General features: G+C 65.2%; 16 protein-coding genes. 8 read left to right on the top strand and 8 right to left on the bottom strand.

The features are described from left to right. Positions 1–43: 43 nt before the first annotated feature. Entirely contained in the window at positions 44–1,606 is a 1,563-nt protein-coding gene (locus tag KW825_RS18600) for a sensor domain-containing diguanylate cyclase (protein ID WP_218330036.1), read from the top strand. 15 nt (positions 1,607–1,621) lie between these two features. Here the strand turns inward: KW825_RS18600 and KW825_RS18595 are convergent, their stop codons facing one another. From KW825_RS18595 to KW825_RS18570, 6 genes are all read right to left on the bottom strand, one after another. Beyond that, positions 1,622–2,281 carry an HAD family phosphatase gene (locus KW825_RS18595; protein WP_218292726.1) on the bottom strand — a complete coding sequence of 220 codons (660 nt, stop codon included), beginning with the start codon at positions 2,279–2,281 and terminating at the stop codon, positions 1,622–1,624. A 73-nt stretch (positions 2,282–2,354) separates the two neighbouring features. Then, positions 2,355–3,362 carry an ABC transporter ATP-binding protein gene (locus KW825_RS18590; RefSeq protein ID WP_218330035.1) on the bottom strand — a complete coding sequence of 336 codons (1,008 nt, stop codon included), beginning with the start codon at positions 3,360–3,362 and terminating at the stop codon, positions 2,355–2,357. Between the two features lie 6 nt (positions 3,363–3,368). Beyond that, positions 3,369–4,145: an ABC transporter permease gene (locus KW825_RS18585; RefSeq protein WP_042653412.1), complete on the bottom strand. Its 777-nt coding sequence runs from the start codon at positions 4,143–4,145 to the stop codon at positions 3,369–3,371. Between the two features lie 95 nt (positions 4,146–4,240). Beyond that, positions 4,241–5,137 (bottom strand): ABC transporter permease subunit, encoded by an 897-nt coding sequence (locus tag KW825_RS18580; RefSeq protein ID WP_218330034.1) that lies wholly within the window; start codon positions 5,135–5,137, stop codon positions 4,241–4,243. Next, positions 5,137–5,976, bottom strand: coding sequence for an alkaline phosphatase family protein (locus KW825_RS18575; RefSeq protein WP_218330033.1), 840 nt, complete (start codon positions 5,974–5,976; stop codon positions 5,137–5,139). The genes KW825_RS18580 and KW825_RS18575 overlap by 1 nt, the downstream gene beginning before the upstream one ends. 9 nt (positions 5,977–5,985) lie before the next feature. Further along, a complete protein-coding gene (locus KW825_RS18570; protein ID WP_084228333.1) occupies positions 5,986–7,032 on the bottom strand; it encodes an ABC transporter substrate-binding protein in 1,047 nt (348 codons plus the stop codon). A 238-nt stretch (positions 7,033–7,270) separates the two neighbouring features. Between KW825_RS18570 and KW825_RS18565 the strand changes: the two genes are divergently transcribed. Further along, positions 7,271–8,056 carry a UTRA domain-containing protein gene (locus KW825_RS18565; protein WP_218330032.1) on the top strand — a complete coding sequence of 262 codons (786 nt, stop codon included), beginning with the start codon at positions 7,271–7,273 and terminating at the stop codon, positions 8,054–8,056. Positions 8,057–8,211: 155 nt separating this feature from the next. Here the strand turns inward: KW825_RS18565 and KW825_RS18560 are convergent, their stop codons facing one another. Both KW825_RS18560 and KW825_RS18555 read right to left on the bottom strand, forming a co-directional pair. Beyond that, positions 8,212–8,976 (bottom strand): helix-turn-helix transcriptional regulator, encoded by a 765-nt coding sequence (locus KW825_RS18560; RefSeq protein WP_042653407.1) that lies wholly within the window; start codon positions 8,974–8,976, stop codon positions 8,212–8,214. Positions 8,977–9,418: 442 nt separating this feature from the next. Beyond that, entirely contained in the window at positions 9,419–10,333 is a 915-nt protein-coding gene (locus KW825_RS18555) for a LysR family transcriptional regulator (RefSeq protein WP_042653406.1), read from the bottom strand. Between the two features lie 255 nt (positions 10,334–10,588). Between KW825_RS18555 and KW825_RS18550 the strand changes: the two genes are divergently transcribed. The 6 genes from KW825_RS18550 to recD all read left to right on the top strand — a co-directional run bounded on the left by KW825_RS18550 (position 10,589) and on the right by recD (position 21,465). Continuing rightward, positions 10,589–10,921, top strand: a complete 333-nt coding sequence (locus KW825_RS18550) for a hypothetical protein (protein ID WP_218330031.1) — start codon at positions 10,589–10,591, stop codon at positions 10,919–10,921. 30 nt (positions 10,922–10,951) lie between these two features. Then, complete coding sequence (locus KW825_RS18545; protein WP_042653404.1) at positions 10,952–11,638, top strand: pirin family protein; 687 nt, start codon at positions 10,952–10,954, stop codon at positions 11,636–11,638. 84 nt (positions 11,639–11,722) lie between these two features. Further along, positions 11,723–12,115: a DoxX family protein gene (locus tag KW825_RS18540; RefSeq protein WP_218330030.1), complete on the top strand. Its 393-nt coding sequence runs from the start codon at positions 11,723–11,725 to the stop codon at positions 12,113–12,115. A gap of 229 nt (positions 12,116–12,344) precedes the next feature. Then, entirely contained in the window at positions 12,345–15,755 is a 3,411-nt protein-coding gene (gene recC / locus KW825_RS18535) for an exodeoxyribonuclease V subunit gamma (protein ID WP_218330029.1), read from the top strand. After that, a complete protein-coding gene (recB, locus tag KW825_RS18530; RefSeq protein WP_218330028.1) occupies positions 15,755–19,375 on the top strand; it encodes an exodeoxyribonuclease V subunit beta in 3,621 nt (1,206 codons plus the stop codon). Before recC ends, recB begins: the two co-directional genes overlap by 1 nt. After that, positions 19,372–21,465: an exodeoxyribonuclease V subunit alpha gene (gene recD / locus KW825_RS18525; RefSeq protein WP_218330027.1), complete on the top strand. Its 2,094-nt coding sequence runs from the start codon at positions 19,372–19,374 to the stop codon at positions 21,463–21,465. The genes recB and recD overlap by 4 nt, the downstream gene beginning before the upstream one ends. Positions 21,466–21,490: the final 25 nt, after the last annotated feature.

Below are 21,490 nucleotides of genomic sequence, written 5' to 3'. Positions count from 1 at the left end.
CAAGCGGGTTGTTACCACGCAAAACTGGTCCCTGGTTGCTCGCATGCGACTGGGGCTGGTATTGCTGTTTCTGCCGGTGCTGATGCTGGGCAGTATCTACTACCTGCACATGGAACGCAGCCTGCAAAGCGAGCTGCAACAGCGCCTGCTCACCACCAATCAGCAGTTGCAGCACACCTTCATCGAGCCCTATCTCAACGAGCTTGAACGCCAGTTTATCCTGATTTACGACCGGGTGAAGGTCGAGGACTTCAGCGGCCCTGTCTTGCTGAACCCGGAACATTATCTGCGGGAGTGGGCGCTCTACAAGGGGGTCATCGCCGATCTCAGCTATGCCTATGTGGGCACAGCCCAGGGCAACATGCTGATCTACCCCGCGCCTGAAGTACCCGCCGAGTACGATCCCAGGTCCCGCCCCTGGTACCAGCTGGCCAGCCAGCATGTGGGCCAGATGGTGTGGACCGAACCCTATCAGGGCTATGGCGACTATCAGAACATACTGATGGTCTCCCTGGCGCGGGCGCTGGCAGACAAGCAGGGCAGGGTGCAGGGCGTGCTGGCCATCGATGCCGTGCTGGCCCCCTTCTCGGCCCAGCTGAATCGCCAGCCGGGCTCGGGTTATCAGATGATCATCAACTCGTCCGGCAAGGTGCTGGCGGGGCCGGATCCCGATCGGTTGCTCAAGTCCATGCCTTCTCCCCAGTGGCGCGCCCAGTTCAGCCAGAATGAGGGCATCTTCCTGGATGCCGAGTCCCGGCAGTACGTGGCCTACCGTCGTCTGCCCCGCTGGAACTGGGTGCTGATCAGCGTCCAGCCTGCGGCCAGCGTGCAGGCCGTGGTGACGAGCGCCTCCCTCAACGTGCTGGGGGTGGTGGTGCTTGCCAGCGTGCTCTATGTGCTGCTGGCCCTGCTCTGGGCCCGCAACTTCAGGCGCATGCTCGACGAGATCTCGACCATGATCCGGGCCAGCCGCCTGCGCCCCGACGATGTGCCTCAGGGGGGGATGCGCGAGCTCAGCCGGGTCTATGCCGAGCTGGCCGAGGTGAGCAAGGATTATCATGAGGTGCGCCAGCAGGCCAACATGGACAAGCTGACCGGCCTCTACAACCGGCGTTTCTTCGATGAGCGGCTGCAGCACCTGCTGCTCGAGCAGCAGCCCTTCTGTCTGGCCATGCTGGATCTCGACAACTTCAAGCGGGTCAACGATACCTACGGCCACCACACCGGGGACGTGGTGCTCAAGCGGGTGGCTGCGCTCGGCAACCAGCTGCTGGGGGATCATGGCTGGGTCTGCCGCTACGGCGGTGAGGAGTTGATGGTGCTGCTGATCAAGTCGGATGTGCACTTCTGCCTGATGCTGCTCGAGCAGTTCCGGCTCGGGGTGACCTCGCTGGACTGGCGCGAACCCGGCCTCAGGCTGACCTTCAGCGGCGGGCTGGTGGCCAGTGCGTCCGGTCTGGATGCCAAGGGCCTGCTGGAGATCGTCGATGCCGAGGTGTATCGCGCCAAGCGGGATGGCAAGAACCGCATCTACCTCGGCCAGCCGCCGGGGCCGGTCGAGGACGTCTCGCCCCAGGGGAGCCTGCTGAGCAACGAAGAGACCTGAGGGTCTCTTCTGTTTTCAGGCCGCCAGCCGCCAGCTCAGGGTCGGCCAGCTCAGTGCCTCGGCGACCTGGCGCAGGCTGGGGGCGGGGTTGACAGCATGGGGATGGGCCACCGCCCGCAGCAGCGGCAGATCGTTGTGGGAGTCGCTGTAGCCGTGGCTCTCCTGCCAGAGTCCGGCCTGGCCGGCGAACAGCTGCTCGATGCGGGCCACCTTGCCCTCTCTAAAGCTGAGGGTGCCTCTGGTCTGGCCGGTCAGCATGCCTTGCTGCTCCTCCAGCAGGATGGCGACGCAGTGATCCATCCCCAGCATGCGGGCCATGGGCGCCACCAGATGCTCGCCGGAGGCGGAGATCAGCACCAGCTCGTCACCGCGCTTCCGATGCCACTCGATGCGGGCCAGCCCCTCCGGGTAGATCCGCTCCCGCAGCACCCGCTCGGCGAAGTGCTGACACTGCTGATCCAGCCAGTGGCGGGACTTGCCCACCAGGGGTTGCAGGGTAAAGGCCATGTACTGGTGCATGTCCATCTTGCCCTGATGGTAGAGGGACATCATGGCCTGCTCCTCGGCGACCATGGCTGCCGGGGCCAGCTCCTGCGCCACCATGTGCTCCAGCCAGAGGCTGGCGGAATCCCCGGCAATCAGGGTCTCGTCCAAATCAAAGAGTGCCAGTGCCATATCGGCTCCTTGCTATCAAAACGGCGGTCACGCTGGCGGCACAACCGGTGAAAAGAGAATGCACGCCAAGGGGTTATGCTACCTCACACAGCTGATCCCGGGCGACCGTCAGGGTGACAGTGGTGCCCACCGCCAGCAGATCCCGGGCCGAGCGGTTGAGCAGATCCACCGTCAGCAGGCCCGCCGCGCACTCCACCTGGTAGCGGATGACGTTGCCGAGCAACTGCTGCTGACGCACTATGCCGTGCAGGCTGGGATCCTGGCTGTCGGCGCCCGCCGGCAGCAGGTTGATGGACTCGGGCCGCAGGGCCAGCTGGGTATGAGTGCGCGGGCCACAGAGGGCGCTGGCCTGCTGCGGGGTCAGCAGGTTGTAGTGGCCGATGAAGCTCGCCACGAAGGCGCTGGCGGGCCTGGTGTAGATCTGCTCAGGGCTGCCGCTTTGCACTATGGCGCCCTCGTTCATCAGGAACACCCGATCCGACAGGGTCAGCGCCTCCTCCTGATCGTGGGTGACGAACAGGGTGGTCAGCTCGAGCCGCTGCTGGATCTCGCGGATCTGCAGGCGCAGGCTGCGGCGGATGCGGGCATCCAGGGCAGACAGGGGTTCGTCCAGCAGCAGGATCCGCGGGCGCACCACCAGGGCGCGGGCCAGGGCGACCCGCTGGCGCTGGCCGCCGGAGAGCTCGCTCGGGTAACGGCGCTCGAAGCCGTCCAGCTCCACCAGACCGATCGCCTCCCGCACGCTGGCGGTCAGCTCCCGCCCCGGCTGGGGTTTCATTCTGAGGCCGAAGGCCACGTTGTCCCACACCGTCATGTTGGGGAACAGGGCATAGCTCTGGAACACCATGCCGATGCCCCGCTTCTGGGGCGCCTGCCAGGTGATGTCCTCGCCGGCCACCCGCACCTGACCGCCGTCGACCGGGGTCAATCCGGCCAGGGCCCGCAGCAGGGTGGACTTGCCGCAGCCGGAGGGGCCGAGCAGGGTCACCAGCTCCCCCTTGCGGATGCCGAATTCGATCCCCTCAAAGACCCTGGTCTCGCCGTAGGACTTGTGCAGTTGGCTTACTTCTAGATGGAACATGTTGGATCACCGATGGAATCTGTTCGCCGCCCAGGTGAGCAGCAGGGTCAGCAGGAAGTAGCTCATCACCAGCGCGCTGGTGAAGTGGCCCGAGGTGGACCTCATGTTGTAGAGATAGACCTGCAGCGTCTCGTAGCGGGTGCCCACCAGCATGTTGGCGAACACGAACTCGCCGAGCAGGAAGGAGAGTGACAGGAACAGCGCCGCCAGCAACCCCTTGCGCAGGCAGGGCAGCACCACCAGGGCGAAGGCACGTCCGCTGCTGGCGCCGAGCAGGTGGGCGGCATCCATCAGATCCTTGAGCGGCACCCCCTGCAGGCTGTTGGCCAGGGCCCGGTACATGAAGGGCAGCACTATGGTGAACCAGGTGCCGATCAGGATCCAGGGCGTGCCGATGAGGGGCAGTGGGCCGCTTGAGTAGATCTGCAGCAGCCCCACCGAGGAGACCACGGGCGGCACCGCGAAGGGCAGCAGGATCAGCAGGTTCATCCAGGGATCCAGCCGGGGGAAGTAGTAGGCCACCACCAGCACGGTCGGCACCAGCACCAGGGTGCCCAGCAGCAGGGTCGCGAAGCAGACCAGCAGGCTGCGGCCGAAGGCGGCCAGGAAACGCGGATCCCCCCACAGTTTCAGATACCAGTCGAGGGTGAGGCCATCCGGCAGCAAGGTCGCCCCCCAGCGGGTGGAGAGGGAATAGACCAGGGTCGCCAGCAGGGGCAGCAGCAGGGTGGCCACCAGGGCGCCAAGCACCCAGCGCGGCCAGCTTGGTTTAAGGTCATGCATGTCGCGTCCTCCCGCCCTGATCGCGGCCCTTGCCACTGGCGCCTTGCGGCGGGTTGATGGCACCCAGCGTGCTCGATCCCAGACTCGGTTTAAGGTCACGCATGCTTGTTCCCCCTGTTCACATAACTCCTCTTCAGCAGCCACTGGTTGGCGGCCGTCACCACTCCCAGCAGCAGCATCAGGATCACCGCCAGCGCCGCCGCCAGATTGGGCTCGAGGAAGATGTCGCCGGAGACCAGGCTGGCCACCCGGATGGTCACCAGATTGAAGTTGCCGGTGGTGAGGGCGTAGGCGGAGGCATAGGCCCCCACGGCGTTGGCAAACAGGATGATCAGGGTGCCGAGCAGGGCCGGGGTCAGCACCGGCAGCGCCACGTGCCACACATACTGCCGCTTGCTGGCACCGAGCAGGGCGGCGGCCTGGGGCCAGTCATCCTGCAGGGCATCGAACGCCGGATAGAGCAGCAGCAGGGCGAGCGGGATCTGGAAGTAGGTGTAGATGAGGATGAGGCCGGTGCCGGAGTAGAGGTTGAAGCCGTCGATCCAGCCCCAGGACTTGAGCAGCAGGGTGAGGGCGCCGTTGATGCCGAGGATGATGATGAAGGCGAATGCCAGCGGCACGCCGCTGAAATTCCCCGTCATGGTGACGAAGGCGAGCAGCCCCCGCTTGACCCGCTCGCCGCTGTGGCGCAGCGCCGCCGCGCCGAGCGTGCCGATGACCAGCCCCGCCAGGCTGGCGATGCCGGCGATGCGCAGGGAGTTGCCAAACGACTGCAGGTAGAAGGGGGAGCTGAGGATCTCACGGTAATAACCCAGGCCCCAGCCATCCGGGGTCTGAAAGCTGCCCACCAGCACCCAGACCATGGGGGCGAGCTGGAACAGGATCAGCAACAGGGCGAAGGGCAGCAGCACCAGGGCCGGCAGCCAGTGGTGACGGACGGGGCGCGGGATCGCGTCTTGATCCGCCAGGATCCTCGTGCTGGCAGGCATCATCAGTGCACCTCCTGCATAGCGGCTGACTTGAGCAGTTGAGGGCCGCGCGGCTTGTCGTGGGCAACCCCGAGCAGATCGGCCATCAGGGCGCAGAGCTGGGTCTGCTGCAGTTGCTGATCCGGCCCCTCCGGCCAGCGGCTGACGAAGGCATCGCCAAACAGCCAGAGCGGCACGTTGCGCTCTTCGGGCAGGGTGCCGCCGTGGCTCAGATCCTCGTTCATGCCGTGATCCGCGGTGACCAGCACCTGATAGCCCTCCGCCTGCCACTGGGGCAGCAGGTCGGCCAGCAGGCTGTCCATGCGCCGTGCCTGATTGCGGTACTGGCGGGAATCGAGCCCGAACCTGTGGCCCGCATCATCTACGCCCATGGGGTGGATCAGCAGGAAGTCGGGGTCATGCTGGGTTCTGAGCCACTCGCCGTCCATCAGCAGATGGCTGTCGGGGTAGCCGTCGTCCCAGTAGAAGCAGCCGTGCTGGATCGGCAGCTGTTCGTCCTGGGTGAAGCGATCCCTGGCCACCTGCCAGGGGCTGCGATTGTAGAGCTCGCTCACCCAGTGATAGGCCGCGGCCGCGGTGCCTTTGCCGCCGGCGCGGGCGAGATGGAAGATGGAGTCGTGCTGGCTGAGTCGGCTGACGCCGTTGTGGGTGATGCCGCTCGACACCGGCGGCACCCCGGTCAGGATGCACTCGTAGAGCGGCCGGGAGAGGGAGGGCAGGGCGCAGCTCAGGGTCGTGAACAGCCCGCGTTCCGCCTCCACCATGCCTGTGAGGTAGCCCATGGCATGGGCTACCTCGGCAGACAGGCCATCCACCAGTACCAGTATCACCTTGTGTTGCACTGGCACTCCTTACTGCATGTTGATCATGACGGTTTCCTGCCACTGGCGCGGCAGGGCCTTGGAGCTCTGCTCCCAGGCGGCATGGTCGCTGACCGGTTTGGCGTTGGCGTATTGCTCGGCCGGCAGCAGCTTGGCCTTGACGTCATCCGGCAGCACCACGTTGCTGCGGATGGGGCGGGCGTAGCCGCGCGCCAGGTTGACCTGACCGGCGTCGGAGAGGATGTATTCCCGCGCCAGCTTGGCGGCGTTGGGGTTCTTGGCCCACTTGTTGATGATGGTGGTGTAACCGGCGATGACGGAGCCGTCGCTCGGGATCACCACGGCAAACTTGTTCGGATCTATCTGGTCGCGGTAGTTGAGGGCGTTGAAGTCCCACAGCACGCCCACCTCCACCTCACCCTTCTCGATGTTGGCGATGGTCGGGTCGTTCAGCGACAGGCGGCCCTGCTTGGCCAGCTGGCCAAACAGCTCCAATGCGGGCTTGAGATTCTTCTCGCTGCCGCCGGTGGCATAGGCCGCCGCCAGCACGCCGTTGTTGGCCTGGGAGGCGACACCCACATCCCCCAGGGTCACCTTGTAGTCACCGCCGAGCAGGGACTGCCAGCTGGTGGGGGCGGCCTTGACCAGATCCTTGTTGATCAGGAAGGCGATGGTGCCGGTATAGGCCAGCATCCAGTGACCGTCCGCATCCTTGGCCCAGTTCGGGATGTCTGCCCAGGTGGAGGGTTTGTAGGGCTGGGTGACCCCCTGCTTGACCGCGACCGGGCCGAAGGCGCCGCCCACGTCGCCGATGTCGGCGGTGGCATTGTCCCGCTCGGCGGCGAACTTGGCGATCTCCTGGGCCGAGCTCATGTCGGTGTCCTGGTGCTTGATGCCGTAGACGCTGCCGATCTGCTGCCAGGTGTCCTTCCAGTTGGCCCAGCTGTCCGGCATGCCGATGCTGTTGAGCTGGCCTTCGCCGCGGGCGGCTTTCTCCAGATCCGCGATGTTGTCGGCGGCAAACAGTGGCTGACTGATGGCCGCCATGGCCAGTGCACTTGCGATCACGATTTTCATCATCCCATCCCTCTGGACTAGGTCAGTTAAGGTTCGAGAGGGATGCTAGAGGGGAAATATGACGGTGGCGGGGCGCTTTGATGGCAGTTTGATGACGGTTTCCGGCCGGGTTGCCAATGAGCGTCAACTCGACGATGGCGGGCACAAGGATGGCCCTTTGATGACGGCGACCCTGTCACGGGGCTGTCATCCTGCCGGGTTACAACCCAGAGTCGATAGCGGCTGGTCTATGCCAGCCATGAGCCACAGGGACCCGACAGTGAGCAACCGCAGAGAGCCATCCAAGAGTGAACAGATTTGCCAGATCCTGCGCCGCTACATCGGCAGCGGCCAGCTGGTGGCGGGACAGCAGCTGCCCGCCGAGCGCGCCCTGAGCGAGCGCTTCGCCACCACCCGCATCACCATCAAGGAGGCGCTTTCGAGCCTGGAGGCGGACGGCCTGATCTACCGGGCCGAGCGGCGCGGCTGGTTCGTGGCGCCGCCCAGGCTCACCTACGATCCCGCGATCCACACCCACTTCCACCAGTGGATTGGCGAGCAGCAGCGGGTGGCCGAGACCCGGGTGCTGGACCACGGCGGCGCCCTGGCCAGCAGCGAACTGTGCCACTGGATGGGGCTGGCCCCCTTCACCCCGCTCTACGAGATCCGCCGGCTGCGGTTGATCGACGCTCGCCCCGTGCTGCACGTCAGCCACCATCTGCTGGCCAGCCGCTTCCCCGATATCGCCGGCGCGCCGCTGGCGAGCTCCCTCACCGAGCTATACCAGCAGCGTTATGGCATAGGCCAGGGCGGGGCCAGTCTGGAGATCACCCCCTCGGCGGCGCGGGGCGCCATCGCTCGCGCCCTCAACCTGGCGGAGGGGAGCGCGGTGCTGCGGCTGGTGCGGGTCAACTACGACGAGCGGGGCGGGCTGGTGGACTGCGACATAGAGCACTGGCGCCCCGATGCGATCCGCATCAGCCTTGATACCCGGGCCCTGCAAGTCGCCAACGGGAGGCGCCTGCAGGAACCGATGCTGGATTAGGGACGCTCGGGGGCTATCCAGGCGACGCGGGAGGGTTCAATGGCGATCCGCATCAGCCTGGATGGCCGTGCCATGCCGCCGCCCGACGAGGGGAGGCGACAGGCGCGGATAACAGGTGAGGAAGGCGCAGCGGATCCCGGCAGGATCCTGCGGGATCAGTTGTCGATGTTGGGGATCAGGTCGTCGAAGCTCTGGTAGCCGCAGTCGGCCAGTTGCAGCGACATGGTGTAGGTCTTGCTGCCCTCCCGCTGGCCGATGGCGGGGCGGTTGAGCTTGAGCTCCTGATGCCAGTACTCCTTCATGCGGTCGATCAGCGCCAGCGCCTCGGCCTCGTCCAGATGGAGCTGACAGAGCGCCATGTAGTTGTTGGACTTGTGCATGTTCTCCACCAGATAGTCCCCCAGCACCGCCATGGCTTGCCTGGCCTGCTGACGGGCGAAGCGGCTGTGTTGCTCGAAGCTGATGCGCTCGCTGATGAGGAAGTGGTAGCTGTTGTCGATGCCGAGCTGCAGTATGCCGAGCTTCTCCAGCTTGCGCAGGTAGAGATAGCAGGAGGCATCGGTCAGGCCATACTCCCGCTTCAGATCGATCAGGGTCTTGTCGCGCCAGAAGATGTTGGCGAGGAAGGCGTAGAGCCCGGGCTCCTTGTGGAATGCCTCATCCTGCTCCTGGGTGAAGACGGCGCGGCGGCTTTGGGCATCCTGGGTGCGGTCCAGCAACTCCTCGAACGACAGTCCCACCAGGTGACAGATCTCCAGCAGGGTATCGAACGGCAGGGAGGGCTTGTTCATCATCCGCTTGATGGTGGCGATGGAGACACCCATGGCCTCGGCCAGGGTCTGGTAACGGATCCCCTTGTCGGTCAGGGTCTTCTTCAGGGTGTCGAGAACATGGTTGGCCAGGGTCTGGCTGTAGGTCATGCAACTATTCCTTTATCTGCATTTTTAGTCGTGTCAGAAAGTGAGTTATTTTTCTGTTTTGGGCTCAGATTTTGACACCTGTAAAAACCAGAGGAAATAAACCCGGCGAAAACGGCTGAAATGGCCTGACCAGTTATGAGGCAAGGTGGCAGATAATGACACTCTACGGTGCATATCCTTCAACCTTTCAACATTTTGCTGGTGATGCATAATACATCGCACATAATTCAACTCGAATCGGATTCATGACCTTCCTGGTTGAGAAAACGATTGTTTGCTTCCAATTTAAGGGTTTTTTTAACCGCAAGGTTTTATTCTTTCCTGGCATTGAGCGGAACTCGCAAGAGGTCCGCTTTTTCTTTTGTCCGAATCTGAGCCTGCCGTCAAGGATGGGGCGCATTTTTCGACACTTTCCCCCGGATCTGGGCTCAAACCATAGGGCTCACTCCCCCTTGCAGGGGAACAGCTTGGGGATCTCCCGCACCAGCCAGCTCTTGGCCTTGCCCATGGTATCCCGCCGCCAGGCCAGCACGACCTGGATCTGATGGCGATACTCCGGGCCTATCACCTTGAGGCGCCCTGCCTTGATGTCCTCCTCGATCCAGCTCAACGGCATGGTGCCCACGCCGATCCCGGCCAGCAGGGCATCGCGCTTCTCGCTCATGGTGCTGACGGTGAGGCGCGGCTGCTTGTCGAGCAGCCGGTAGGTGAGCACGGGTTTGCGCAGGGCCGAGTCGGCGATGGCTATGGCGCGATAGCGGCGCAGGGTATCGTCCGCCAGGGGTTCAGGCTCCTGGTGCAGCGGGTGATCCGGGTGGGCGACATAGAGCATCACCTCCTCCTGCAGCGGCTGGTGCTTGATGCCGGTCAGCATGATGTCGGGGTTGAGGGAGGAGATGAGCAGGTCGGCGCGGCCATCTTCCAGGCACTCCCAGCTGCCCGCCAGCACCTCGGCCCGTAGCCGCAGCCGGGTGTCGGTGAGCTCGGCCAGGCGCTCCACCAGCGGGTAGAGCGCCTGCAGCGGCACCAGGGCATCGACGGCTATGGTGATGTCGGTCTCCCAGCCACGGGCCAGGGCCCGGGTCTCCCCCACCAGATGCTCGGCGGCCTCCAGCAGCACCCGGCCCCGCTCCAGCAGCATGCGCCCGGCCGGGGTGAACTTGGTGCGATGGCCGCTGCGATCGAACAGCATGGCGCCCAGCTCGTCTTCCAGCTTCTGTACCGTGTAGCTCAGCGCCGACGGCACCTTGCCCAGTTCATCGGCGGCGGCCGCGAAGCTGCCACGGCGCTCGATGGCATCCAGCACCCGGATGGCCTCCAGGGTCAGCGCCCGCTCCTTGTTCCCATCTTTGGCCATATCTACCCTTCAATTTTTTTGAATATGTTTGCCAGATTATCTCGCTAACAAGTTAAGACAAGCGACTCTATTATTCAATCACCGCTCGGACAGGATGGTTCAGCGACCAAATAAGTGCAGTTCAAGGCTGTGACCCCTCTCAAACAGGCGGTCAGTCGTCAGTAAAAGAACAACATAATATTTGAATAGTCTCTTGCATGGAGGCATTGGCCCAGGCTGAACGGCCTATCAATGACATAACAATTCAAGAGAGAAATGAGCATGAAAAACGTAATCAAGATGCTGGCCGTTGCAGGCCTGATGACCGCTGGTGCCGCCCAGGCAAGTGTCCCCGCCGACTTCAACGCCGCGCCTGGGGTCCTGTTTGTCAACTGGCAGGCCAGTGCCGCCGTCGACGGCCCTGCCAACCCCATGCTGGAGGTGCGTGACGAGTCTGGCGATGTGCTGGCATCCGTCCACGCCAGCCTGACGGGCACCCAGCAGGTGAAGATCCCGAGCCGCACCCAGGGCAACCTGACGGTCAGCCTGGGTGATCAGAGCAGCAGCTACCGCATCCCGTACGGGGTGGGTGGCGGTCGCCAGCGTTAATCAACCGTATCGATATTTGAGGAGCACACCATGATGAAATTGAGAGCCGCAGAAGAGCGAGGTCATGCCAACTTTGGCTGGCTGGACGCGCGTCACAGCTTCTCGTTCGGGCACTATTATGACCCGGACTGGATGGGACACTCGGTCTTGCGGGTCATCAATCAGGATCTGGTGTCGCCGGGTGGCGGTTTCGCCACCCACCCTCATGCCAACATGGAGATCCTGACCTGCGTGCTGAGAGGCACCATAGAGCACAGGGACAGCCTCGGTCATGCCGAGCAGATCCCGGCCGGGGATTTCCAGCTGATGAGCGCAGGGTCCGGCATCCGGCACAGCGAGTACAACCCCTCGCAGACCGAGCCGCTCTCCCTGTTGCAGATCTGGATCGAACCGAATGAATACGGCACTACCCCAGGCTATCAGCAGAAGAAGATAGAAGCCCAGCCCGGGCTGACGCTGGTGGCGTCACCCGAGGGTGAGGAAGGATCCTTCAGGATCCGCCAGCAGGCCAAGGTATGGCGACTGCAACTTGCCGCGGGGGAGACCCTCGAATGGGCATTGCAAGGTCGGCATGGTTACCTGCATATGATCTCGGGGGAGCTGACTGGCAACGGTCTGGCTGCCCGACCCGGCGATGGCCTGCTCAGCCGTGACGAGCAGGCCTGGGTGCTCACCGCCTCCCAGGCCAGTGAGGCCCTGTTATTTGATCTGCCCTGATAAATAAATCTTGGCGAAATGAATGAGTTAACAATTCGGTCTTACACTATTAACACAGTTATGGGTAATCAAAGGAATCTGAAGATGGACAAGATGAGAGACGTGGCACTGCTGGTGAGTCGTGTACTGCTGGCGCTGATGTTTGTGATTGCAGGCTGGGGCAAGATCGGCGGTTATGCCGGTACCCAAGGTTACATGGAAGCCATGGGCGTGCCCGGGGCTGTGCTGCCGCTGGTGATCCTGCTGGAGCTGGGTGGCGGTCTCGCCATCGTGCTGGGCCTGTTTACCCGTAGCATCGCCGTGCTGCTTGCCGGTTTCACCCTGATGGCGGCCTTCCTCTTCCACTATCAGCCTGCCGAACAGATGCAGATGCTGATGTTCATGAAGAACCTCTCCATCGCCGGTGGCTTCCTGGCCCTGGCGGCGGCCGGTGCGGGGGCCTTCAGCCTGGATGCCCGTCTCGGCAAGAACTGGTAATAGCCTGATAGTTCGAGTTTTCCAACGCCTTTGGCCGGTGCAGCAGCACCGGCTTTTTTATGCCCGCCAGAGCCCCCTATCCGGAATTGTGCCGACGCCGTGATCGGCGGCCGCAAGCGCCTTTTGCATCTTCCCCCCCGATCCCCGACAATCCCATTTCGTGTGAAGTGACGGGAATGACTCACATTTTCTCGCGCGCACCCCTCTTTCGAATTGGCGGGAGTCGTCCATGTTTACCCTCTACCACTCCAATCAGCTGGATCTGCTCAAAGAATTGCTGGTGAACCGCATCCGGCAGGCCCCCCTCTCTCACCCCTTCCAGCGGGAACAGATCCTGGTGCAGAGCCCCGGCATGGCCCAGTGGCTCAAGCTGGAGCTGGCCAAGGCCTTCGGCATCGCCGCCAACATCGACTTCCCGCTGCCCGCCAGCTTCATCTGGGAGATGTTCACCCAGGTGCTGGCGGATGTGCCGCGCCAGAGCCCCTACAACAAGGGCTCCATGAGCTGGCAGCTGATGACCATATTGCCGGCCCTGCTGGAGCGGCCCGCCTTCGCCCCCCTTGCCGCCTATCTGGGGGGCGCCGAGGAACAGGATCCGCAGGCAGAACAACAGCAGGAGCCCGAACAGGTGCGGCTGTGGCAGCTCTGCCAGAAGATCGCGGATCTGTTCGACCAGTATCTGGTCTACCGGCCGGACTGGATCGCCCGCTGGGAAGAGGGTGAGAGTCTGGGGCTGGAGCTGGCGGGGGTGAGTGGCCAGGACTGGCAGCCCGAGCTGTGGCGCGAGCTGGTGGCCCGCACCCTGGCGCTGAGCCCGAGCGGCTATCACAGAGCCAACCTCTATGAGGAGTTTATCCAGGGGCTGCAACAGAGCGCCGAGCTGCCGGGCAGGTTGCCGGAGCGGGTGTTCGTGTTCGGCATCTCGGCGCTGCCGCCGCGCTACGTGGAGGCACTGCAGGCCCTCGGCAGCCGGGTGGAGGTGCACCTGTTCATCACCAACCCCTGCCGCTACTACTGGGGGGATCTGCTGGATCGCAAGACGCTCGCCCGGCTGGCCAACAAGCTCAAGCCCGGCACCGACATCGAGACCCTGCAAGGGCCCGCCAACCCGTTGCTCGCCTCCATGGGCAAGCTGGGGCGGGACTATCTGCACCAGCTGATGGAGCTGGAGGTGCCCCAAATAGAGGCCTTCGTCGATATCGACGACCTCGATGCCAAGGGCAATGTCAGGCTGCTGCGCGCCATCCAGAAGGATGTGCTGGAGCTGGCAGAGCGGGGTGCCGGTCGGTTCGATCTGGACGGCAGCCAGCACAAGAGCCCGCTCGATCCGGCGGATGGATCCCTGCAGATCCACGCCTGCCACGGCCCGATGCGCGAACTCGAGGTGCTGCACGATCGGCTGCTAGGGCTGTTCGAGCAGGATCCGAGCCTCACCCCCAAGGACGTGGTGGTGATGATGCCGGATGTGAACAGCTACGGCCCCTACATCCAGGCCGTGTTTGGAAAAGAAAAGAATGGGGCCCGCGGCCAGATCCCCTTCGCGGTCTCGGATCGCGCGGCGAGTCAGGAGAGCCCGCTGCTGCAGAGCTTCCTCGCCCTGCTGCGGCTGCCCAATGCCCGCTTCGGGGCGGGGGAGCTGCTCGCCATCCTGGAGGTGCCCGCCGTGCTGCGCCGCTTCGAGCTGGATGACGGCGAGTTCAACCAGCTGCGGGTCTGGGTGCAGGAGACCGGCATCCGCTGGGGGCTGGACGATGCCTATCCGCTGCGCTTCGACTTGCCGCCGCTCCGCGGCAACAGCTGGCTGTTCGGCCTGCGCCGTATGCTGCTCGGCTTCGCCATGGGGGATGGCGAGCCGGTGGCGGGCATACTGCCTTACGCCGACATCGAGGGTCAGCAGGGGCTGGCGCTCGGCAAGCTGGCCTGGTTTGTGGATTCTCTCGCCGAGTTCCTGCCCCGCCTGCAGCAGGCGCAGAGCCTGCCCGGCTGGGTCGCCTGCCTCAACGAGCTGCTGGATCGCTTCTATCTGGCGGACGAAGAGGAGGAGCGGTTGCTGCAACTCATCCGCAGCCAGCTCGCCGAGTGGCAGGCCCAGCTGGGTGAAGCGCGTTTCGACCACCCCATCAGCCCTGAGCTGCTGCAGGACTACCTCGGCAATCAGCTCGGCGAGCAGCGCTCCAGCCAGCGTTTCCTGGCCGGTCAGGTGAACTTCTGCACCCTGATGCCGATGCGCTCCATCCCTTTCAAGCAGGTCTGCCTGCTCGGCATGAATGACGGCGTCTACCCGCGCACCCTGGCCCCCATGGGCTTCGATCTGATGGCCACGGCCTCCCGCCGCGGGGACAGATCCCGCCGGGACGATGACCGCTATCTGTTCCTCGAGGCGCTGCTCAGCGCCCAGCAGGGGCTCTATATCAGCTATCAGGGCTTCAGCGCCGAGGACAACAGTCCCAAGGTGCCCTCAGTGCTGCTGGCGGAGCTGGTTGACTATGTGCGCCAGGGCTTCGTGCTGGCGGGGGACGAAGCGCTCCCCGACGAGGCCTCCGGCGAGCGGCTGCTCGCGCACCTGGTGGTCGAGCACCCGCTCACCCCCTATAGCCATAGTTACTTCTACCCCGAGCCCGATTCTGAACATGAGCCGCGTCTCTTTACCTATGCCACCGACTGGCTGCCGGCCCTCAACCCGGTGCCGGGGGCGAGCAACTTCCAGAGCGGCGAGCTGCCGTTACCTCCCGAATGGGGCAAGGAGCAGGGGCTGGAGCTGGCCGAGCTGCTGCGTTTCTATCGCCAGCCGGCGCGCTACTTCCTCAACCGCCGCCTCAAGGTGTGGTTCGAGTTGAACGAGGCCAACATCGAGGACAGCGAGCCGTTCGAGCTGGACGGCCTGCAGCACTATCAGCTCAAGAGCCTGCTGCTGGAGGCTCACCTCAGGGAGGGCAACAGCCCGGAGCGGAGCGATAGTGTGAACAAGCGGCGCGAGCGGTTGCGTTTGTCGGGCCAGCTGCCGCAGGGCTGGTTCGGCAACCTGCTGCTAGACGATCTGGACGAGCAGATGGGCAACTTGGCCGAGCGCCTGCGCCCCTGGCTCGCCGGTGAAGAGGATGGCGGCAAGCAGGCGGTGGAGATCGATATCGCCCTGGCCCAGGGCCAGTTGCAGGGCTGGATCGACACCCAGCGGGGGCGTCAGCTGATCGTCAAGCCCGGCAGCTTCAACGGCAAGGATCTGCTGCTGGGCTGGGTTCAGCACCTCTGCCTCGCCCTGAGCGAGGCCCCCGGCGACACCCTGCTGCTCGATGCCAAGCTGGGCTGGCGACTGCCCGCGCTGTCCGCCGACGAGGCGCGGCCCAGGCTGGCGGCGCTGGTGGCGCTCTGGCAGCAGGGGATGAAGCGGCCGCTGCCCTTCTTCCCCAACACCGCCTGGGACTGGCTCAAGGCCATCGAGAAGGATCCGGACAAGCCGGAGGCCGCCGACAAGGCGGCGCTGGCCCGCTTCCAGGGCGGCTGGCAACTGATAGGTGAAGGCGAAGACCCCTATGTCGCCCGCTGTTTCCCCGCCCTCGACGAGGAGGTGCTGACTCAGTTGCAGGCACTGGCCCGCGAGCACCTGACCCCGCTGCACCAGACCCTGGAGGAGCTGAAGTAATGGCCCAAGCACTGAACACCCTGCGCTTCCCCCTCCATGGCGAGCGGCTGATCGAGGCCTCCGCCGGGACCGGCAAGACCTACACCATCGCCGGCCTCTACCTGCGGCTGCTGCTGGGCCACGGCCCGCTCATCGAGGAAGGGGAGGAGGCGGGTCAGCCCAGCGCCCACGAGCGGCCGCTGTCGGTGACCGAGATCCTGGTGGTGACCTTCACCGAGGCCGCCACCGCCGAGCTGCGGGGGCGGATCCGCGCCCGCATCCACGAGGCACGCCTCGCCTTCCTGCGCGGCGAGAGTCCGGATCCGCTGCTGGCCCAGCTGTTGCTGGAAGTGGAGGATCACGAGCAGGCGGCACGCCGGCTGCTGGCCGCCGAGCGGCAGATGGACGAGGCGGCGGTGTTCACCATCCACGGCTTCTGCCAGCGGATGCTGAAACAGAACGCCTTCGAATCTGGCGCCCTGTTTGAAACCGAATTCTTGACCGACGACAGCCAGCTCAGGCTGCAGGCGGTGAGCGACTACTGGCGCGCCGAGTTCTATCCGGTGGACGAGGCGCTGGCCCGGGCGGTGCGCCAGCAGTGGCCGAGCCCCGCCGCCCTGCTGCGGGACATGAGCGGCTGGCTGGACAACAGCGAGCTGGAGATACGCCCTCAACTGGGGGATGAGACCCTGGCCGAGCGTCATCAACAAGCCATGAGCCGCATTGAGGCGATCAAGCAGGGCTGGCTCAGTCAGCTTGACGAGATCCGCCGCCAGACCGAGGGTCAGATCAAGCTCTATACCGGCAAGAACTACGAAGGCTGGCTCGGCAAGATAACCGACTGGGCACAAGACCCGACCACTGGCTACGCCTTGGCCAAGGATCTCGAGCGCTTCGGTCAAGAGGCATTGGAAGCCAAGCTGAGCAAGGGCAAGGCGCTGCCGACCCTGCCACTGTTCACACAAATCGACGAACTGCTCGCCAGCCGCCCCGGCATCCGGGATCTGATCCTGCAGCGGGCCGCGCGGGTGGTGCGCGAGCGGATGCGCATCAGCAAGCGCCAGGCCCATCAGTTGTCGTTCGACGATCTGCTCAAGGATCTCGACGGGGCGCTCGGCTCCAACCTCGGCGATAGGTTGTGCGAGCGCATTCGCGCCAGCTACCGGGTCGCCATGATCGATGAATTCCAGGACACCGATCCCCAGCAGTACCGTATCTTCCATCGGCTTTATGGCGGGCACAGCGACACGGCGCTGTTGATGATCGGGGACCCCAAGCAGGCCATCTACGGTTTTCGCGGCGCCGACATATTCACCTACATTCAGGCGCGGCGAAATGTGAGCGCCCACTACACCCTGGGTCGCAACTACCGCTCCAGCGGCGCTCTGGTGGCGGCGGTCAACGGCCTGTTCCAGCGGGCCAGGGATCCCTTCATCTACGAGGCGGATATCCCCTTCCTGCCGGTGGAGGCACAGGGCAAGGGCAAGGCGCTGCGGCTGGCAGGTGAAACCGCCCCCGTGCTGCACTGCTGGCAGCTCGGCGGTCAGCCCACCTTCAACCGGGGGGATTACCAGAGCCTGATGGCCCGCGCCACGGCGGCGGAGATCCACCGGCTGCTGAGCCTGGCCCGGGGGGAGCAGGCGCTGATCGGCGACCAGCCAGTCAAGGCGGGGGATATCGCCGTGCTGGTGCGCACCGGCGCCGAGGGGCGGCTGGTACAGCAGGAGCTGGCGCGGCTCGCCATCGCGTCCGTCTACCTGTCCAATCGCGAGAGCGTGCTGGCACAGGTGGAGGCGCGGGAGATCCTGCTCATCCTGCACGCCTGCCAGAACCCGAGCGAGGAGCGCAGCCTGCGGGCGGCGCTGGCCACCGGCCTGTTCGATCTCGATGCCAGGGCGCTCGACACCCTGGCCTCGGACGAGCGTGCTTGGGAGAGCACGGTGCAGGAGTTCGTGGAGTACCGCAAGATCTGGCACCGCCGCGGCGTGCTGGCCATGCTGCGGGCTCTGCTGCACGGGCGCAACCTCGCCTCCTCCCTGCTGGCGAGCCCCTACGGGGAGCGGCGCCTCACCAACTTCCTCCATCTGGGGGAGCTGCTGCAGCAGGCGAGCGGCGAGCTGGACGGGGAGTATGCCCTGCTGCGCTGGCTGGGGGAGGCGATCGCGCACCCCAACGGCCAGGTGGCGGAGCAGGTACTGCGGCTGGAGTCCGAGCGCAAGCTGGTGCAGATAGTCACCATCCACAAATCCAAGGGGCTGGAGTACCCGCTGGTGTTCCTGCCCTTCATCTGCAGCCATCGCGCCGCCGAGACGCCGCTCTATCACGAGGCGGATGAGGCGGGCAATCACACCATTCTCGATCTGACCGGCGCCGAAGGCTCCCTGGCCGAGGCGGACAGGGAGCGGCTCGCCGAAGACTTGCGGCTGCTCTATGTGGCGCTGACCCGGGGCGTCTACGCCACCTGGCTAGGGCTGGCCCCGGTGCGCTCGGGCAGCGGCAAGTCCGAAACCACGGATCTGCACCACACCGCCATCGGCTATCTGCTGCAGAAGGGGGAGGCGGGCGATGCCAGCACCCTGGCCACCGCCTTGCAGGAGCTGGCCCAGGCGCTGCCCGGGGTAGCCGTCGGTGAGCCCTCGCTCCGCCGTCCGGCCCCGCTGGCACCCGAGCTGGTGCAGTTGGGCGAGCCCCAGGTGCGCCACTTCACCGGTAAGCTCGAGCGGGACTGGTGGATCAGCTCCTACTCCGGGCTGGCGGCTCAGGGCAACGGCCACAGCAAGGGGGTGCTGGCCAACCCCGGCTTTGATGACGAGGTGGCGCCCGAGGCGGCCGCCGCGTTGCCGGAGGAGGCAGAGGCGCCCCAGCCCTCCATCTTCACCTTCCCCAAGGGCGCCCGCCCCGGCACTCTGCTGCACAGCCTGTTCGAGACCATCGACTTCCCGAGCGCCGGCGGCGACGAGCTGGCGCAGCACATCGCCACCCTGCTGGTGCAAGATGGCTTCGACGCAGCCTGGGCCCCGGTGCTGCAGCAGCAGGTGGAGGCGGTGCTAGATACCGAGTTGCAGCTTCCCTTGCAACAAGACGAGGGCGGCGAGCCGGTCCGGCTGCGCCAGCTCACCGATCGCCACAAGCAGGTGGAGCTGGAGTTCTTCCTGCCCATGGGACGGGTGACGGCGCCGGCCCTGACCGCGCTGTGCCAGCGGCACGATCCGCTGTCGAGAGGCAACAAGCCCCTCAGCTTTGCGGCGGTGCAGGGCATGCTGAAGGGCTTCATCGATCTGGTGTTCGAGTGGCAGGGGCGCTGGTATCTGCTCGACTACAAATCCAACCACCTCGGCATGAGTCCGGCGGATTACGGCCGTCCGGCGCTGGAGCGGGCCATGGCGGAGCATCGCTACGATCTGCAATACCAGCTCTACTCCCTGGCGCTGCACCGGCTGCTCTCCCTGCGCCTGCCGGGCTACGACTTCGACCAGCACTTTGGCGGTGTCTTCTATCTGTTCCTGCGCGGCATGCCCGAAGGGGGTGTCTTCCATACCCGCCCCAGCCGCGAGCTGGTGCTGGGGCTGGACGAGTTGTTTAGCGAGGGCGCGGCGCAGCCCGCTGCCGGTGCACAAGAGTGGAATGAGGTTGAATCATGAGCAGCGGGATGATCATCGAACGGCTGAAGACCTTGGCGCTGGCGGGCCGCATCCGTCAGCTGGATCTGCAGTTTGCCAAGCTGGTGGCCGATCTCGGCGGCAGCCCCGAGCTGGTGCTGGGGGCGGCGCTCACCTGCTTCGAGCTGGGGCGCGGCCACGTCTGCCTGCCGCTGGATCTGCTGGCGCATTCTGGTAACGGACAGGGAGCCTTGCGCCCGTTCGGGCTGGATCCGCAACAGAGCCGGGATCTGCTGGCGGATCTTGCGGATCCTGGCCGCTGGCCTGGCCTGTTTGCCGAGAGCCCCCTGGTTGGCACCGAGCAAGCGGGTCACGAAGGGAGCGAGGGTTATGCCCCCCGCTGGCCGCTGCGGCTCTGGCAGGGGCGGCTCTACCTCACCCGCTACCACGATCACGAGCAGGGGGTGGCCCGCCACCTGCGCGCCCTGAGCGAGCGAGCCGAATGGCCGGAGATAGCCCCGGCGCTGGCGCGGCTGTTTGCCCGCGACTATGGGCTGATCTTCGCCGCCCTGCTCAAGGCGCGGCTCGCCCCCGATTTTTCGACGCGCCACTTTATCGAGAAGTATCTGGATCTGGTCTTTCCGAATGAAGTGGATTGGCCCGTTATCGAAACCCTGCTTGCCAGTGCCCAGGCGGCGAGCGAGCTGAGTGCGCTGGATGCCCTGGTGCCCGAGGCGCTCTGCTGCAACGGCCAGAAGCTGGCGGCGGCCACCGCGGCGGCGCGCCCCTTCGCGGTCATCTCCGGCGGCCCCGGCACCGGCAAGACCACCACGGTCGCCAAGCTCTTGGCCATCCTGGTGGAGACAGGCCTGCAAGGGGGCAAGGCCCCGGCCGTGCGGCTGGTGGCCCCCACCGGCAAGGCGGCGGCACGCCTCACCGAGAGCATAGGCGCGGCCCTGCAGGCCCTGGATCTGCCCCCCGAGTGGGTCGATGCCATCCCCACCGAGGCGGGCACCCTGCACCGGCTGCTCGGGGTGATCCCCGGTCGCAGCCAGTTCCGCCACCACGCGGGCAACCCCTTGCACCTGGACTTGCTGGTGGTGGACGAGGCCTCCATGGTCGACCTGCCGATGATGGCGCGCTTGCTGGATGCGTTGCCGAGCCACGCCCGGTTGATCCTGCTGGGCGACAAGGATCAGCTCGCCTCGGTGGAGGCGGGGGCCGTGCTCGGCGATATCTGCAGCTTTATCGAGCAGGGCATCAGCCCGGAGCAGGCGGCCTGGCTCTCCCGCCAGACCGGCTATCGGTTGCAGGGCACGCCAACGGGCGCTCTTGGTGGCGTCCCAGGCGGGGCCTCGGTGCGCGATAGCCTCTGCCTTTTAGCCAAGAGCTGGCGCTTCGATCAGCATTCGGGCATAGGCCAGCTGGCGCGGGCCTGCAACGCGGGTGACGCTGCGGCGGTGGAGGCGGTCTGGAGTGCGGGCTTCAAGGATATCAGCCTGCACCCTTGGGTCGGCGAGGCCTATGAAGGGCTGATCGCCCAGGGGGTGGCCGGTTACGGCAGCTACCTCAAGGCGGCCCGGGAGGGGCAGGATCCGGCGGCGGTGTTCAAGGCGTTTAACGGCTTTCAGATCCTCTGCGCCCTGCGCGATGGCCCCTTCGGGGTGGAGGGGCTGAACCAGCGGCTCGAACTGGCCCTGTCCCGGGTCGGCCTTATCCAGCACGATGGCGACTGGTATGCCGGTCGCCCCGTGATGGTGGTACGCAACGATCACGGGGTCGGCCTCTATAACGGCGACATGGGGCTCTGCCTGCCCGATGAAACCGGCCGGCTGAAGGTGTGGTTCGAGCAGCCGGATGGCACCCTGCGCGCCCTGTTGCCAAGCCGCCTGCCGCCCCACGAGACTGTCTACGCCATGACCATTCACAAGTCACAGGGCTCCGAGTTTGCCCACACCGTGCTGGTGCTGCCGGACAGCATCAGCCCGCTGCTGACTCGCGAGCTGGTCTATACCGGGATCACCCGCGCCAAGGCCCGCCTCGATCTCTACGGCGATCGTGCCCTGCTGGCACAGGCAGTGCGGAAAAAGACCGAGCGATATTCCGGCTTGGCGGAGAGGTTGGGGGAGTGATTGATGGCGGCGGTAATGGGATTTA

The sequence above is a fragment of the Aeromonas sp. sif2433 genome (assembly GCF_019218705.1).
Lineage (GTDB): Bacteria > Pseudomonadota > Gammaproteobacteria > Enterobacterales > Aeromonadaceae > Aeromonas > Aeromonas encheleia.
The sequence above is the reverse complement of the archived record's forward strand: the minus strand, read 5'-3'. Positions and strand labels throughout refer to the sequence as shown.

What these genes read in the sequence shown, in the direction of transcription:
- recB (WP_218330028.1), top strand. Translation starts at nt 15,755, where the DNA reads ATGGCCCAAGCACTGAACACCCTGCGCTTCCCCCTCCATGGCGAGCGG.
- KW825_RS18595 (WP_218292726.1), bottom strand. Translation starts at nt 2,281, where the DNA reads ATGGCACTGGCACTCTTTGATTTGGACGAGACCCTGATTGCCGGGGAT.
- KW825_RS18590 (WP_218330035.1), bottom strand. Translation starts at nt 3,362, where the DNA reads ATGTTCCATCTAGAAGTAAGCCAACTGCACAAGTCCTACGGCGAGACC.
- recC (WP_218330029.1), top strand. Translation starts at nt 12,345, where the DNA reads ATGTTTACCCTCTACCACTCCAATCAGCTGGATCTGCTCAAAGAATTG.
- KW825_RS18580 (WP_218330034.1), bottom strand. Translation starts at nt 5,137, where the DNA reads ATGATGCCTGCCAGCACGAGGATCCTGGCGGATCAAGACGCGATCCCG.
- KW825_RS18600 (WP_218330036.1), top strand. Translation starts at nt 44, where the DNA reads ATGCGACTGGGGCTGGTATTGCTGTTTCTGCCGGTGCTGATGCTGGGC.
- KW825_RS18560 (WP_042653407.1), bottom strand. Translation starts at nt 8,976, where the DNA reads ATGACCTACAGCCAGACCCTGGCCAACCATGTTCTCGACACCCTGAAG.
- KW825_RS18540 (WP_218330030.1), top strand. Translation starts at nt 11,723, where the DNA reads ATGGACAAGATGAGAGACGTGGCACTGCTGGTGAGTCGTGTACTGCTG.
- recD (WP_218330027.1), top strand. Translation starts at nt 19,372, where the DNA reads ATGAGCAGCGGGATGATCATCGAACGGCTGAAGACCTTGGCGCTGGCG.
- KW825_RS18555 (WP_042653406.1), bottom strand. Translation starts at nt 10,333, where the DNA reads ATGGCCAAAGATGGGAACAAGGAGCGGGCGCTGACCCTGGAGGCCATC.
- KW825_RS18550 (WP_218330031.1), top strand. Translation starts at nt 10,589, where the DNA reads ATGAGCATGAAAAACGTAATCAAGATGCTGGCCGTTGCAGGCCTGATG.
- KW825_RS18565 (WP_218330032.1), top strand. Translation starts at nt 7,271, where the DNA reads ATGAGCCACAGGGACCCGACAGTGAGCAACCGCAGAGAGCCATCCAAG.
- KW825_RS18585 (WP_042653412.1), bottom strand. Translation starts at nt 4,145, where the DNA reads ATGCATGACCTTAAACCAAGCTGGCCGCGCTGGGTGCTTGGCGCCCTG.
- KW825_RS18570 (WP_084228333.1), bottom strand. Translation starts at nt 7,032, where the DNA reads ATGAAAATCGTGATCGCAAGTGCACTGGCCATGGCGGCCATCAGTCAG.
- KW825_RS18545 (WP_042653404.1), top strand. Translation starts at nt 10,952, where the DNA reads ATGATGAAATTGAGAGCCGCAGAAGAGCGAGGTCATGCCAACTTTGGC.